Source organism: Mesorhizobium sp. Cs1299R1N1 (assembly GCF_037179655.1).
GTDB lineage: Bacteria > Pseudomonadota > Alphaproteobacteria > Rhizobiales > Rhizobiaceae > Mesorhizobium > Mesorhizobium salmacidum.
Genome location: NZ_JAPYKR010000002.1, coordinates 418732 through 433212, shown reverse-complemented (window position 1 = coordinate 433212; position 14481 = coordinate 418732). Strand labels below are relative to the sequence as shown.

Genomic DNA, 14481 nt, shown 5'->3' with positions numbered 1-14481 from the left:
GGCATGACGGGCCACGATCAAACCCGCGCAAAACTGATCGATGTCGAACTCGATGAATCGATCGGCCGTTCGACGCCCGATGTCGAGCATGAGCGGGCGGTGGCGATCTTCGACCTGATCGAGGAGAACAGTTTTAAGCCTGTCAACGACAGCGGTACAGGTCCTTACCGGCTGAAGCTGTCGCTGGCCGAGTCCCGCCTGGTCTTTGCCGTGGCGCGCGAGGACGGCGCCGCCGTCGTCACCCACATCCTGTCGCTGACGCCGCTCAGGCGCATCGTCAAGGACTACTATATGATCTGCGAGAGCTATTACGACGCCATCCGCTCCTCGACGCCGAGCCACATCGAGGCGATCGACATGGGCCGCCGTGGCCTGCACAATGAGGGCTCGCAGACACTGATGGATCGGCTCTCCGGCAAGATCGACATCGACTTCGACACGGCGCGACGGCTGTTCACGCTGGTCTGCGTGCTGCACTGGCGGGGCTGATCCTGGTCGCCGGCGCCCTGCCCCGCTCGGTCCTGTTCCTGTGCGGCATGAATGCCGTGCGCTCGCCAATGGCCGAGCAGCTGGCGCGCCGGATGCTTCCCGCCACCATTTTCGTCGCCTCGGCGGGTGTGCGCGCCGGCGAGCGCGACCCGTTCGTCGATGCCGTGCTTGCCGAAGACGGTCTGACGCTGGGCGAACGCCATCCACGGACGCTGGACGATCTCGAGGACGACTATTTCGACCTGATCGTGACCCTGGCGCCGGAGGCGCACCATGCCGCGCTCGAACTCACCCGCTCGCTTGCCGTCGAGGTGGAATACTGGCCTACGCCGGACCCGACCGGTGCCGACGGCACGCGTGAACAGATCATGGCCAGCTATCGCGACGTGCGCGAGCGGCTGAAGTTGCGCATAAGCCGACGTTTTTTGCTTCCCGAAGCAAAAAACGCGACGGATTAAGCGTGTTCACAAGCGCACGATTATCATATAGGTTCCGCCGAAATTCCGGCTGGAGTCGGATGATTTCAGGTCTGTCCGACCTGAAATCATCCGACTCTAGGTCAAACAAGTAGAGCATGATGTCGTCGGAAAACCGCTTCACACTTTTCGGCATCATGCTCTAGGCGCCGGAACTGCCATCCAAGCAAAGGTATCGAATGCCGAAGGAAGAAGTCCTCGAGTTTCCGGGTATCGTCACGGAATTGTTGCCCAACGCGATGTTCAGGGTAAAGCTCGAAAACGAACACGAGATCATCGCCCATACGGCCGGCCGCATGCGCAAAAACCGCATCCGCGTGCTGACTGGCGACAAGGTTCTGGTCGAGATGACGCCATACGACCTGACCAAGGGCCGCATCACCTATCGTTTCAAGTAAGATCAAGACCCGAGCGCGATGAGCATTTTGCATAAGCTGGTGCTTGCCTCGGGTTCGCCGCGTCGCATCGAACTCTTGCAGCAGGCCGGCATCGAGCCGGACCGCATCCTGCCAGCCGATATCGACGAAACACCGCTACGTGCCGAGCATCCGCGCTCGCTGGCCAAACGGCTGTCGAAGGAAAAGGCCGAGAAGGCGTTCGCGTCGCTGAAGGCCGAGACCGACTATGCGCCAAGCTTTGTGCTGGCGGCCGACACGGTGGTCGCCGTCGGGCGACGCATCCTGCCCAAGGCCGAGACACTGGATGACGCCGCCAACTGCCTCGGGCTGTTGTCCGGCCGTTCGCACCGGGTTTATTCCGGCATCTGCCTGATCACGCCAGGGGGCAAAATGCGCCAGCGGCTGGTCGAGACGCGGGTGCGTTTCAAGCGGCTGCCACGCGAGGAAATCGACGCCTATGTCGCCTCGGGCGAATGGCGGGGCAAGGCCGGAGGCTATGCCGTGCAAGGGTTGGCCGGCGCCTTCGTCGTCAAGCTCGTCGGCTCCTACACCAATATTGTCGGCCTGCCGCTCTATGAGACGGCGGCGCTGCTCTCGGGCGAAGGTTTCAAGACCCATCAAAACTGGTTGTCCGCGCGACCATGAGCCCGGACGACAAAGTCACGCCACTGCGGCCCAAGCGCCCTTGCCCCGAATGCGGCAAGCCGTCGGCGCGCGAGACCTATCCGTTCTGCTCGACGCGCTGCAAGGACATCGACCTCAACCGCTGGCTGAAGGGCGCCTATGTCATCTCCGCTCGCGACGACGAGGAAGAACCGGACGCCGACGAGCCGAAATGAAGCCGGGGCCGAAATGAACCCAGGGCCGCCGGTCAGGCGGCCCGGTTCTTGCGATCACCACGCGCCCAGGCCGGAAGCCAGTCGCCGTGGGCGGCCAGGAGATCGTCGACCAGTGACCAGATCTGGTCGAGGTCGAGTTCGGCCGCCGTGTGCGGGTCCATCATCGCCGCGTGATAGATGTGTTCGCGGTTTTCCGTCATCAGCGCCCGCACCGTCAGTTCCTGCACGTTGATGTTGGTACGGATCAGCGCCGTCAATTGCGGCGGCAGGTCGCCTATATAGGTCGGCTGGATGCCGGACGCGTCGACCAGGCACGGCACTTCGGCCGCGCAATCGCGGGGCAGCGAGGTGATGCAGCCATTGTTGCGGACATTGCCGTAGATCACCGACGGCTCGCCGGTCCACACAGAATTCATGATCGAGGAGGCATACTCCTTGGACTCCTCGACCTCGATACGTTGGGCCGAGCTATACGCCTGCGCCTGGTCCTTCCAGCGCTCGATCTGCTCGATGCAGCGCTTGGGGTATTCATCGAGCGGAATGCCGTATTTCTCGATCAAATCGGGGCGGCCGTCCTTGATGAAATAGGGCGTGTATTCGGCAAAATGCTCCGAGCTTTCGGTGACGAAATAGCCCAGCCGCGTCAGCATCTCGTAACGCACCTTGTTGGGGCAGCGCGGGTTCCAGCCGGGCTTCGGCGCGCGGCCTTCGCGATAGGCGCGCACGAGATCGGGATAGAGGTCGCGGTAGGATCCGTCCGGCTGGCGATGCTCGAACTTCAGGTAGAAGGCCATGTGGTTGATACCAGCCGAGCGGTAACGAATCTCGTCGTAGGGAAGGTCGAGGTCGTGCGCCAGTTCCATCGCCGTGCCTTGCACCGAGTGGCACAGCCCGACCTGCCTGATCTCGGGATATTTCTCTGAGATCGCCCAGGTGTTGATCGCCATCGGGTTGACGTATTGCAGCATGATCGCCTGCGGGCAGACTGCAAGCATGTCCTCGCAGATCTTCCACAGATGCGGCACGGTCCTCAGGCCCCGCATAATGCCGCCGACGCCGAGCGTATCGGCGATCGTCTGGCGCAGCCCGTATCTCTTCGGCACCTCGAAATCCGTGACGGTGCAGGGCTCATAACCGCCGATCTGGAAGGCGACGACGACGAAATCGGCGCCCGCCAGCGCCTTGCGCTGGTCCGTGTAGGTCTCGGCCTTCGCCTTGACGCCGAGTGTGGCGATCAGCTTGTTGACGACGACGGCGCTTTCTTCCAGCCGCTGCGGATTGATGTCCATCAGCGCGATCGTGGCGCCCGAAAGTGCCGGGCGCTGCAGCACGTCGCCGACGATGTTCTTCATGAACACCGTCGAACCGGCGCCGATGAAAGTGATCCTGGGATGTCTTGCCAATGTAACCTCCGGCATGTGTTCAGGCCACGTCGAAAGCGGCCCTGACGAGCCGTTCGGTGTAGGCGGTCTTGGGATTGGTGAGGACCTCGTCGACAGGGCCCTGCTCGACGATCTTGCCGTGCTGCATGACGATGACGCGGTGGCACAGCGCGCGCACCACCTTGAGGTCGTGCGAGATGAAGAGATAGCTCAGACCACGCTCGTCCTGCAGCTTGCGCAGCAGGTCGATGATCTGCGCCTGGACGGAGAGGTCGAGCGCCGATGTCGGCTCGTCGAGCAGGATGAATTCGGGTTCGAGTGCGATGGCCCGCGCAATCGCGATGCGCTGGCGCTGGCCACCGGAGAACTCATGCGGAAACCGCGACAGGATATCGCCCGGCATGCCGGCACTGACCAGTGCCTCGCGCACCCGGTCGACGCGCTCGCGCCGTGTCGCGCCGATGCTGTTGACGATCAGCCCTTCCTCGATGATCTGGCCGATCGTCATGCGCGGGTTGAGCGAGGAGAACGGATCCTGGAAGACGATCTGCATGCGCGAACGCAGCGGCCGCATCTCGCCTCGCGACAGGCCATGGATAGGCTGGCCATCGAAGCGGATCTCGCCGCGTTTGGCGTCGGTCAGCCTCAGCAACGCCTGGCCGAATGTGGTCTTGCCGGAACCGGATTCGCCGACCAGCCCCAGCGTCTCGTGGCGGCAAAGCTTGAGGTCGAGGTCGTCGACGGCAACCAGTTCGCGCCAGTCCGGCTTCAGGAACGTTCCATGGCGCAGCATGAAGCAGACGCGCACGCCGTTCGCCTCGAGTATGGTGCCGCTGCCCTCGGGCAGCGGTTGCGGCCGGCCGCGTGGCTCGGAGGCAAGCAGCCGCTGGGTGTAGGGATGCCGCGGAGCGGCGAAGAGCCGTTCGGTGACGTTGTGCTCGCACATTTCGCCATGCTGCATCACATAGACGTAGTCGGAAAACTTGCGCACCACGGTGAGATCGTGGGTGATCAGGATCACCGCCATCCGCAGCTCTTTCTGCAGATTGCGGATCAGGTTGAGGATCTGCGCCTGGACCGTGACATCCAGCGCGGTCGTCGGCTCATCGGCGATCAGCACGTCGGGATCGTTGGCGAGCGCCATGGCGATCATCACGCGCTGCCGCTGCCCGCCCGAGAGCTGGTGCGGATATTGTTTGAGCCGCGCTTCGGGTTCGGGGATCTGCACATGCCGCAGCAGCTCGAGCGCCCGCGCCCAGGCTTGCTTGCGGCTCACCTTGCGATGCACCCGGATTGCCTCGACGATCTGGCTGCCGACCGTATAGATCGGATTGAGCGAGCTCATCGGCTCCTGGAAGATCATCGAGATGCGGTTGCCGCGCAGCTTGCGCCGGGCGCTTTCGGAAAATTTCAGGATGTCCCGTCCGTCGTAACAGATGCTCGATTTCGGCGACACGGTGGCGCGGCGCGACAGCAGCCCCATGACGGTGCGCGCCGTCACCGACTTGCCGGAACCGGATTCGCCGACGATCGCGATCGTCTCGCCGCGATAGAGCTGAAACGAGATGTCCTTGACCGCCTCGACGACACCGTGTTCGACCTTGAAGGCCACCTCGATGTTGCGGGCATCGATGACGGGCTCTCCCTGGCGCCCATCATGGTCAAGGCGGAAAGCTGGTGCGAAGGGCTCGGCGAGTACAATGGTCATCCCGGTCCCCTCAATACGGATCGACGGCATCGCGCAGGCCGTCGCCCAGCGCGTTGAAGGCAAAGACGGTGATGAGCACGAAACCGACCGGCGACAGGATCCACGGATAAGTGCCGATGACCGAATAGGTCGCGGTGTCCTGCAGCATCAGACCCCAGGAGATCAGCGGCGGCTTGACGGCAAAACCGAGGAACCCGAGGAAGGATTCGAGCAGCACCACCGTCGGGATCGCCAGCGTCACGGCGACAATCACGTGGCTCATCACATTGGGAAAGATGTGCTGCAGGATGATGCGCCGGTCTGTCGCGCCGACCGCCATGGCGGCGCGCACATACTCTATGCGCGCCAGCGCCAGCGTCTTGCCGCGCACCTCGCGCGACATCTGCGCCCAGCCGAGCGCCGACATGACGATGATGACGAAGGCGAGGAACACATTGGTCGGCGCGGTGACCGGGATCAACGTCGTCAGCGCCAGGTAGAGCGGCAGTTGCGGGAAGGCGAGCACCAGTTCGACGAAGCGCTGCATCCAGACGTCGAACCGGCCGCCGAAATAGCCGGAGACCATGCCGACGGTGGTGCCGATGACGGTGATGATGAAGACGACCGTCAGCGCGATCATCAGTGAGACGCGCGAGCCGTGGATGGCGCGCGACAGCACGTCGCGGCCGAATTTGTCGGTGCCGAGGAAATGCACCGGCTGGCCGTCCGTCGAGGCGAAGAAATGCCGGTTCGCCGGTATCAGTCCGAAGAGCTTGTACGGTGCGCCTTCGACGAAGAAGCCAAGCAGCCTCGGGTGGTCGTAGTCGGGGCCGACGATGGGCTGGAAAGTGACCGGATCGAGGTCGGCCGAATCGGACAGTGCATAGACCCTCGGCCGCGCGACGAAATTGCCGTCCTTGTCGTGGAAGGACGGCAGCTGCGGCGGGGCGAAGCCGACATCGGTCGCCTTCGGGTCCATCGGCGCCAGGAATTCGGCGAATACGGCCATGACCAGGAGCAGCACGACCAGCCAAAGCCCGGCCATGCCGGTCCAGGAGCGCTTCAGCCGGCGCCAGACAAGCGCCATGTAGCTCTCATTGCCGCGTGCGGGCGCCACTGTGGCTCGCTCGGCCGGCAGTGGCGGTGGTGAAGGATCTCGTGCCAGCATCTAACCCTCCCCGAACTGGCGCACGCGCGGATCGAGCAGGACGAGCAGCATGTCGGCGATGATGTTGCCGACGATCAGCGTCGCCGACAGCACCATCATGAAGGTGGCGGTGACATAGACGTCGCCGACCGCCATAGAGCCGACGATCGCCGGACCGACGGTCGGCAGCGCGAAGATGATCGCCGTCTCGATCTCGCCGGTCAGCATATAGGGCAGCACCACGCCCTGATACATGACCAGCGGATGCAGGGCATTCGGCACGGCGTGGCGCATCACGACGGCGCTCCCGGTCAAGCCCTTGGCCTTGGCCGTCTCGACATATTGCGCGTTGAGCGTATCGAGCAGATTGCCGCGCATGACGCGCATATTGTAGGCAAGGCCGCCGAAGGTGGCGATCGCCACCACCGGCCAGACATGCTTGACCAGGTCGACGAACTTCGCCCACGACCATGGCGCGCCGCCATATTGCGGCGAGAAGAATGAGCCGATCTCCGAGACATTGAACTGGAAGACCAGGAGATAGACGATGATCAGCGCCATCAGGAAGCGCGGCACCGTCATGCCGAGGAACGAAATCGCCGACAGGGTCGAGTCGATCCAGGTGTATTGCCGGGTCGCCGCCCAGATGCCGAAGGTGATGCCCAGCACCGAGGCGAGCAGATGGCAGACCAAAGCCAGAAGCAGCGTGCGCGGAAGGCGCTCTGCGACGACGTCGGCCACCGGCTTGTTGTAATAGAGGCTGTAGCCGAAATCACCGTGGGTGACGATGCCGCCGATCCAGTTGAGATACTGGACGGGCAGCGGCTTATCGAGGCCGTGCTCGACGCGATAGGCCTGAGCCTGCGCATCGGCCTCGGCGAAGGAGGCTCCGCCCTGGTTGATCAATTGCGAGCGGATGTAATCGGCATAGTCGCCAGGCGGCGCCTGGATGATGGCAAAGGTGACGAGGCTCAGAATAGCGAGAACCGGTATTGCCGACGCTATTCGCGTGAGCAGGAATCGCAGCATGGGCGGTCCGCTTCCTCATCTCGCCGGACGCTCCTTGGGGGGCGCTCGGAGGGTTGGTTTGTCCCGGCCGCGCCAGCGGCGCGGCCGGGTCTCTCTCAGTCAGGGGAGGTAAACTTGCATCGGCCCTTAAACTTACATCGGACCCTTGTCTCCAGGCTTGCCGGGAAGCTCTTCCGGGAACAGTTCGTATTTGGCCTGCTTGTCGGCCGCGACGAAGACCCGTTCGCGGATGATGGAATCCTCAGCCCAATTGAACATGAAGATCGGCGTGCCTTGCGGAATGTTCGAGAAGCGCTTGTTGACGATCAGCGCGCCGGGATATTCCGTCAGGCCGATATTGTAGACGTGTTCGGTCGAGATTTTCTGGAAGTCCCGCATCAGACTGGCGCGCTGGTTATTATCCGCCGACGAGACGAACTTGTTGACGATGTCGACGAGATCCTTCTCGAAAGGCATCAGATCGACCTCCCCGCTTTCCGGCGCGCGGTGATCCCAGCTGGTCTTGGGGCCGACTGGAGCGAGCTGCACGGTGTTCTGCACCACTGAGGTCAGCTCCTGCTCATTGCGCCGGATCAGCCAGTCGAAACGGCCTGAATATTGCGTGGCATCGCGCTGGGTACCGTTGAGCCCGTTGAGCACGATCCGCAGGCCAAGCTTCTCCATCTGCGCGACCACGCCTTCGGCGAGACTCTTGTCGGTGGTGTAGTCGTTGTTGACCAGCATCACGATCTCGACATTCTTGCCGCCGGCGGTACCGGCCGGGAAGTTGACGAAACCATCGCCGTCGGTGTCCTTCAGGCCGGCCTTGGCGAGTTCGGCTTTGGCGCCCTCGAGGTCGAAAGGATAGTAGACGGTGGATTTGCGGTCGTAGAAGCTGGTGCCCGAGGAAAGGCCGCCAGGATAGATCGCGGTGAACGGCCCCTTGACGAGGGAATCGCCCAGCGCCTTGCGGTCAAGCGCCATGGTGACGGCCTTGCGGAAATCCTCGTTGCGGTTCAGTTCGCGGATCGCCTGGCCGCGCTCGTCCGGATTGCCCCAGCCATTGGCGGAAAAATTCATGCGCAGGTTATAGCCGATGAGGCGCGGGCCGAAGGCAAGGCGCGCCGGCGCATTCGCTTCCGCCGCGCGTTTCAGCGAGGCAACGAAGTTTTCCGGCTGCTCGAGATTGGAGAAGTCGCCTGCGCCGGCGACCGCCTGAACGTCCCGGTCGGCCCAGGTCGACAGCTTGTAGTGCAATTCGTTGAGATAGGGCAGCTGGTTGCCCTTCTCGTCCACCTTCCAATAATAGGGATTGCGGCGCATGACGATGATGTCGTCGGCCCGATATTCGACCGGCACCCAGGCGCCCATGACCGGCATGTTCATATATTCCGGCGGGAAGGCGTTCTTGAACTGGTCGTAGGTGTTCTTCGAATATTTCGGGTGCTGCGGCTTCAAGATATGCGAGGGACCGGGGCAGAAGGTGCCGTAAGCCATTGCGTAGAGGTGCTGTTTCGGGAAGGCGTCCTTGAAGGTCCACTCGACCGTATAGTCGTCGATCTTCTTCAGCGTCGTGCCGACACCGAAGGTTTCCTGGGTGGCGCCATTGAGCGGCGAGACGTTGGGATCCATGACCTCGTCGTCCCAGTAGAACATGACATCGTCGGCGTTGAATGGCACGCCGTCGGACCATTTGGCACCTTCGACGAGATGCATGGTCAGCTTGTGGCCATCGGCTGACCAATCCCAGCTTTTGGCGAGGTTGGGCAGCGGCTCGGTATCCTTCGCCTCGACCTGGAACAGCGGCGCGGTGCGCGTCAGGCACTCGGAAAGGCCGATGTCGATGCCGCCCCAGCCTTGGGTCTGGCCGGCGCCGTAGTTCCAGCCTTCCGGCCGGCCACCGATGACATGGCGCATCGTGTCGCCGTAGACGCCGACGCCGTTCGGCATGTTGCCCGTCTTGAAGACAAGCGGCTCCTTCGGCAGCCTTTCCTTGACCGGCGGCAGCTTGCCGGCCTTGACGAATTTTTCCGTCACCCAGCCGGGCTCGTGATATTCGGGCAGCGCCTTGAACTCCAGGATGGAGTCGCGCGCCACGTATTTGATCTTGCCCTCCGCCGGAAACGTCGCCGGCACCGGCGGGATGGTGGGTTCGGAAGCGAAAGCGTTGATCGCTGGAACGGAGACGCTCAGCGCCAGTCCAGCGGCAATGCCAATACTGCGTAGGTTCCTCATTAGTGTCCTCCCTCGTGTTCAGACGTTTGCTGCTGCTCGTCTTGTCTATGTCTCTATGCAATTCCGGACGGAGAACCGCTTCACACTGCTCCCGTGATTTCTCCGGGCGGCTGACCGCGGTGGACCTGCCTCCCGAGGGTCCGCCGCCGCGCCCGGTTTTCAGACGGCCTGTTTCAGCGCGGCCTTTTCTGCGCGTAGTTCCTCGATCGAGCGCACGTTCCGCCGCGCGGCACCCGCCCATTCCCGGGTCTTGACCGTGGATTTCGACAGCCGCTCTTTGGCCGCAGGAACCGCGTGGGCATATTGCGGCAACCATTGCGCCTGGGCGACGACCATTTCGTCCACCATCTGCCAGACCTCCTCCGGCGTCGACACGGCTCCGACCAGCGGGTCGTGCAGCACGGCAAGCTTCAGAAGATCGATGTCGCCAGAGATGGCGGCATGGACCGACATGCGCTGGACGTTGATCGAGGCCATGCAGGTGGCGGCACAGGCTTCCGGCAGTGTGATGCCGGCGGCCATGTTGATGCCGAAGCGGTCGACGAAGCCGGGCGATTCGATGATGGCGTCGCGTGGCAGATTGGTGATGACGCCGTCATTCTTGACGTTGAAGTGGCCGCGATAGACGCGGTTGGTTTCCAGCGCCTCCAATATGTGGCTGGCATGCTCGTTGGAGCGCTTCGACACATCGATCGGCTTCGATGCCGCTTCGAGGAATTGCGGATATTCGGTCTCGAACCAATTGCGGGTTTCCGTGGAATAGCGGAGATAGCCGCCCGTTTCGCCATGGATCCAGTCCGACATGTCGATCCAGCGCGTGATCTCGTCGGGGCGCTTACGGTACCAGGGCAGATATTCGGAGAGATGACCATTGCTTTCGGTCGAATAGACGCCGAAACGCTTGAGCACATCGATGCGAAGCTTTTCCTGCTGGGAATAGACCGGGTGCGCCTCGAAGGCGGCGACCAGCTCATCTTTGTCGATCTTTCGGCCGTTCAGCCGCAAATCGATGAACCAGGTCTGGTGGTTGATGCCGGAACAGACATAGTCGAGTTCCCGCGGCGATTTCGCGCCCAGCACCGCGGCGATCTGTTCGGCGCCGTGCTGGACACCATGGCAGAGGCCGACCGTGTCGACCTTGCCGTATTCGATCGCCGCCCAGGTGTTCATCGCCATCGGGTTGGCGTAGTTGAGGAATTTGGCGTTGGTGTCGGCGACTTCGCGGATGTCCTTGCAGAAATCAAGGATCACCGGAATGTTGCGCTGGCCGTAGAGGATGCCGCCGGCGCAGATCGTGTCGCCGACACACTGGTCGATACCGTATTTCAAGGGAATGCGGATATCGTCGGCATAGGCTTCGAGGCCGCCGACCCGCACGCAACTGATGATATAGCGCGCGCCCTCGATCGCCTTGCGGCGGTCGGTTGTCGCGGTCACCCTGGTCGGCAATCCGTTCGCCTCGACGATCCTGTCTAGGATCGCCTTGATCATCCCCAGATTGTGCTCGCTGACGTCGGTCAGCGCGAATTCGATGTCCTTGAATTCAGGCACGCAGAGAATGTCGGTGAACAGCTTCTTGGTGAAACCGACGCTGCCGGCGCCGATAATAGCGATTTTGAAACTCATCACCTTCACCTCGATCCATTCGAATGCTAGGCAAGGAGCAGCAAGGGAGAAAGACGGCTACACGCCTTGACGTGCAAGCCATTCAAGCCGGAATCCGGCTTTCTCTCCTCCCGCCCGCTCCTCGATCGCGGGTTATTCGCGTTCTTCGAGGCGGGATTATGCGCATATTCGCGGGCGCGGCCAGAGAAGGATTATGCTTTCAGGGGTAATTTTGTGCTACGGGATTTGATCGCCAACGGACAGTCGATGCGGACGGTCTCGCTGCCGCGTGGCCGCCAGCGTCTGCATGCCATGCCGACAAGCACGGGCTATGAGGTGCGCGAGGACGTGACCTATGACTGGGACGGGCGAAAGCGCGGCCAGACACCATTTACCGTACTGCAGCATACGATCAGCGGCACCGGCCGGCTGCGCTACGAGAACCGCGATTACCGCCTGCAGACGAACGACACGCTGCTGGTGCTGGTGCCGCACAACCACCGCTACTGGCTGGCCAGGGACGAGCGCTGGGAATATTTCTGGATCTCGATGAACGGCGAGGAGGCGCTGCGCATCCACAAGTCGATCCTCGACGTGTCGGGACCGGTCTTTCGGCTGCAGCCGGCGACGATCGATCATCTTGCCGATTGCAGCCTGCGTCTCATCAAGGGGGCCGCTTCGCCAGGCGCTGCTTCGGCAATCGCCTACGAGGCGGCGATGGCACTCTATGACGATGTGTTCGGCTCGCATGCCTTTGCCGAAAAACAGAGCGCCATGCAGCCGGTCATCGATCACATCAACGCCAATCTCGACAAGGCTCTGCCGGTGGCGGACCTCGTCCAGATCAGCGGGCTCAGCCGGGCTCATTTCTCACGCTGCTTCGCAGAAAGCGAAGGCCTGCCGCCCGCCGAGTTCGTGCTGCAGCAGCGGCTGCAACGGGCCGCGAAGCTTTTGACGAAAGCGGACTTCCTGCCGGTAAAGGAGGTCGCCATCCTGTGCGGTTTCGAGGACGCGAATTATTTTTCGAAGGTCTTCCGGCGGCTCTACGGCACGACGCCCAGCCAGTTCCGCACGACCGGCATGTATGCCAGCTTGCGAACCCCGGCCAGGCGCGGCGTCAGACTGTCGGACGACGAGACCTGACGCCGCCCGGGGCCTTGTTTTGTCAGGCCGCGTGCAGGCTGCCGCCGTCCAGCCACTCGAGTTCGGCGGGCGAAAGCGCGATGTCCAGCGCCCGCAGACTGTCGTCCAGTTCGCCAAGCGTGCGCGGCCCGATCAGCGGAATCGATGGGAAAGGCTGGTTGAGCACATAAGCCAGCGCAATGTGGATCGGGCTCTTGCGCAGCCGGGCCGCGAGTTCTATCGCGCGGTCGCGACGACCGAAATTGCGCTCGGAGTACCAGACCCGCACCAGTTCCTCGCTGTCCAGCCTGTCGCGCCCGGCGCGGTCGGTGAAGAAGCCGCGTCCCTGGCTCGACCAGGCAAAGTTCGGCATCTGCCTGGACGTCAGCCAGGCCTTCCAGTCATCGGTGGAGGAGGTGACACAACCAGCCCAGATCGGCTCCAGCATTTCGGCCAGCGAAAAATTGTTGGAGAGCACGCCGGGCTTCTGCTTGCCGGTTCGCTCGGCATAGGCGATCGCCTCGTCCATGCGCTGCATCGTCCAGTTCGAGCCGCCGAAGGGGCCGCGAATGCGCCCGGCTTTGACCTCGCGGTCCATGGCATCGACGAATTCGCCGACCGGCACGTCCGGATTGTCGCGATGCATGAAATAGATGTCGACATGGTCGGTCTGCAGGCGGTCGAGCGACTGGGCAAGCTGCTTGCCGATCACGTCGGGATAGCAGAGCGGCGAATGCGCTCCCTTGGCGATAACAACCGATTGCTCGCGCACGCCACGGTTCCTCAGCCATTGGCCGAGCAGCGTCTCGGTGTAGCCGCCGCCATAGACATAGCCGGTGTCGAAGAGATTGCCGCCGGCCTCGAAAAAGGCGTCGAGCAGGATCGACCCGGAGGAGAAGGTGCGGAAATCCTCGAAGCCGAGCGCCACCACGGAGGCCGGCTTCGCCAGGCCCGGAATGGTGCGCTTGCCGATCGCGGTGCCGCCCGGGCGCAAGGGTCGCCCGGAGATGGTGTTGGTGCGCAGCGAGGCCTTCTCGATCTCATATTCCAGCCCGACCGCCGCGCGCCAACTGTCAAGCACGCGCAAGGTGCCGAGGCTGTCGGCCCAGCCCATGCCCGGCCAGGCGAATTCCCGACGCCCGGCGCGGATCGCCTCGCCGGCGGCATCGACCTCGAAGGAATAGACATGGCGCTTCTCGTTGACGCTGATGGTCTCTTGCGCGCCGTCGGCACCGATCACGTCGATCCGGCCTGGGCCGACATCGCGGTCGCCGCCGGCGAACCAGAAGTCGGGCACCTCGATACGCCCCTTGGTGCCGAAGATACGCAGGACATTGTCCTGGTTGAGCGAGATGCTGCAGGAAACCTCGGCGACGATACCGCCGGGAAAATGCAGGACAGCGGAGGCCCATTCGTCGACACCGGATTGACCAAGATGGGCGGTGCCGGCGACTTTGTCGGGTTCGGCGAATGGCTCTCCAGCGGCAGCGCCGGCAATGAGGCGCACCATCGAAACGGGATAGCCGCCGACATCGAGAATGCCGCCGCCGGCGAGATCGTTGGCGTAGAGCCGGTGCCGCGGCATGAAATCAGGCATGGCGAAGCCGAAGCTCGACTTGATCATCCTGATCTCGCCGATGACGCCGGACTTGATCAAGTCGACCAGTTGCAGCGTCTGCGGATGCAGCCGGTACATGAAGGCTTCGCCGAGGAAGGTGCCGGCCTTGCGCGCCGCATGCATCATGGCGTCGGCCTCGAAGGCCGTCAGCCCGAGCGGCTTTTCGCAGAGCACATGCTTTCCGGCTTCCGCCGCCCTGATCGCCCATTGCGCATGGCCTGGATGCGGGACCGCGATATAGATCGCATCGATCTCCGGTTCGGCAAGAAGAGCGTCATAACCGTCGAGGATGCGGGCGCCGGGAAAGCTCTCGGCCAGTCCCGGCTTGCCGGGATTGCGCGCGCCGATGGCAACCAGTTTACCGGTGCGCGAACCGGCGACGCCGCCGGCAAAGGCCTTGGCGATCCCGCCCGGCCCAAGAATGCCCCAGCGAATGGGCGTTGATGCAGTCATGTCATTCTCCTTGCGGGCTGGG

13 protein-coding genes are annotated in these 14481 nt (G+C 62.9%); 6 read left to right on the top strand and 7 right to left on the bottom strand.

Going from position 1 to position 14481, the window contains the following annotated elements; genetic code table 11:
* The first annotated feature begins 3 nt into the window (after positions 1-3).
* The 5 genes from O7A70_RS05435 to yacG all read left to right on the top strand — a co-directional run bounded on the left by O7A70_RS05435 (position 4) and on the right by yacG (position 2202).
* Positions 4-489 carry a UPF0262 family protein gene (locus O7A70_RS05435; RefSeq protein WP_140504731.1) on the top strand — a complete coding sequence of 162 codons (486 nt, stop codon included), beginning with the start codon at positions 4-6 and terminating at the stop codon, positions 487-489.
* Positions 477-947 (top strand): arsenate-mycothiol transferase ArsC, encoded by a 471-nt coding sequence (locus O7A70_RS05430; RefSeq protein ID WP_140504733.1) that lies wholly within the window; start codon positions 477-479, stop codon positions 945-947. The genes O7A70_RS05435 and O7A70_RS05430 overlap by 13 nt, the downstream gene beginning before the upstream one ends.
* Before the next feature lie 197 nt (positions 948-1144).
* A complete protein-coding gene (gene infA / locus O7A70_RS05425) occupies positions 1145-1363 on the top strand; it encodes a translation initiation factor IF-1 (protein ID WP_006329283.1) in 219 nt (72 codons plus the stop codon).
* Between the two features lie 18 nt (positions 1364-1381).
* Positions 1382-2008, top strand: coding sequence for a Maf-like protein (locus tag O7A70_RS05420; protein ID WP_337107274.1), 627 nt, complete (start codon positions 1382-1384; stop codon positions 2006-2008).
* On the top strand, positions 2005-2202 hold the full coding sequence (gene yacG / locus O7A70_RS05415) for a DNA gyrase inhibitor YacG (protein WP_027146559.1): 198 nt from the start codon (positions 2005-2007) through the stop codon (positions 2200-2202). Before O7A70_RS05420 ends, yacG begins: the two co-directional genes overlap by 4 nt.
* A 32-nt stretch (positions 2203-2234) precedes the next feature.
* On the opposite strand, the gene O7A70_RS05410 is transcribed toward yacG, so the two are convergent.
* From O7A70_RS05410 to O7A70_RS05385, 6 genes are all read right to left on the bottom strand, one after another.
* Positions 2235-3605: an alpha-glucosidase/alpha-galactosidase gene (locus O7A70_RS05410; RefSeq protein WP_337139457.1), complete on the bottom strand. Its 1371-nt coding sequence runs from the start codon at positions 3603-3605 to the stop codon at positions 2235-2237.
* Between the two features lie 19 nt (positions 3606-3624).
* Positions 3625-5292 carry an ABC transporter ATP-binding protein gene (locus O7A70_RS05405; protein WP_337139456.1) on the bottom strand — a complete coding sequence of 556 codons (1668 nt, stop codon included), beginning with the start codon at positions 5290-5292 and terminating at the stop codon, positions 3625-3627.
* A 10-nt stretch (positions 5293-5302) separates the two neighbouring features.
* On the bottom strand, positions 5303-6439 hold the full coding sequence (locus O7A70_RS05400) for an ABC transporter permease (protein ID WP_337139455.1): 1137 nt from the start codon (positions 6437-6439) through the stop codon (positions 5303-5305).
* Positions 6440-7447: an ABC transporter permease gene (locus O7A70_RS05395; protein WP_337139454.1), complete on the bottom strand. Its 1008-nt coding sequence runs from the start codon at positions 7445-7447 to the stop codon at positions 6440-6442.
* Positions 7448-7579: 132 nt separating this feature from the next.
* Positions 7580-9661, bottom strand: coding sequence for an ABC transporter substrate-binding protein (locus tag O7A70_RS05390; RefSeq protein WP_337139452.1), 2082 nt, complete (start codon positions 9659-9661; stop codon positions 7580-7582).
* 159 nt (positions 9662-9820) lie between these two features.
* Positions 9821-11287 carry an alpha-glucosidase/alpha-galactosidase gene (locus O7A70_RS05385; RefSeq protein ID WP_337139450.1) on the bottom strand — a complete coding sequence of 489 codons (1467 nt, stop codon included), beginning with the start codon at positions 11285-11287 and terminating at the stop codon, positions 9821-9823.
* A gap of 246 nt (positions 11288-11533) precedes the next feature.
* Here O7A70_RS05385 and O7A70_RS05380 point away from each other — a divergent pair, with 246 nt between their 5' ends.
* Complete coding sequence (locus O7A70_RS05380; protein ID WP_140748178.1) at positions 11534-12409, top strand: AraC family transcriptional regulator; 876 nt, start codon at positions 11534-11536, stop codon at positions 12407-12409.
* A gap of 22 nt (positions 12410-12431) precedes the next feature.
* On the opposite strand, the gene O7A70_RS05375 is transcribed toward O7A70_RS05380, so the two are convergent.
* Complete coding sequence (locus tag O7A70_RS05375; protein ID WP_337139449.1) at positions 12432-14459, bottom strand: aldo/keto reductase; 2028 nt, start codon at positions 14457-14459, stop codon at positions 12432-12434.
* Positions 14460-14481: the final 22 nt, after the last annotated feature.

Excerpts from the sequence above, each read along its gene's own strand:
- O7A70_RS05435 (WP_140504731.1), top strand. The coding sequence starts at position 4 with ATGACGGGCCACGATCAAACCCGCGCAAAACTGATCGATGTCGAACTC.
- infA (WP_006329283.1), top strand. The coding sequence starts at position 1,145 with ATGCCGAAGGAAGAAGTCCTCGAGTTTCCGGGTATCGTCACGGAATTG.
- O7A70_RS05420 (WP_337107274.1), top strand. The coding sequence starts at position 1,382 with ATGAGCATTTTGCATAAGCTGGTGCTTGCCTCGGGTTCGCCGCGTCGC.
- yacG (WP_027146559.1), top strand. The coding sequence starts at position 2,005 with ATGAGCCCGGACGACAAAGTCACGCCACTGCGGCCCAAGCGCCCTTGC.
- O7A70_RS05405 (WP_337139456.1), bottom strand. The coding sequence starts at position 5,292 with ATGACCATTGTACTCGCCGAGCCCTTCGCACCAGCTTTCCGCCTTGAC.
- O7A70_RS05400 (WP_337139455.1), bottom strand. The coding sequence starts at position 6,439 with ATGCTGGCACGAGATCCTTCACCACCGCCACTGCCGGCCGAGCGAGCC.
- O7A70_RS05395 (WP_337139454.1), bottom strand. The coding sequence starts at position 7,447 with ATGCTGCGATTCCTGCTCACGCGAATAGCGTCGGCAATACCGGTTCTC.
- O7A70_RS05390 (WP_337139452.1), bottom strand. The coding sequence starts at position 9,661 with ATGAGGAACCTACGCAGTATTGGCATTGCCGCTGGACTGGCGCTGAGC.
- O7A70_RS05385 (WP_337139450.1), bottom strand. The coding sequence starts at position 11,287 with ATGAGTTTCAAAATCGCTATTATCGGCGCCGGCAGCGTCGGTTTCACC.
- O7A70_RS05380 (WP_140748178.1), top strand. The coding sequence starts at position 11,534 with ATGCGGACGGTCTCGCTGCCGCGTGGCCGCCAGCGTCTGCATGCCATG.
- O7A70_RS05375 (WP_337139449.1), bottom strand. The coding sequence starts at position 14,459 with ATGACTGCATCAACGCCCATTCGCTGGGGCATTCTTGGGCCGGGCGGG.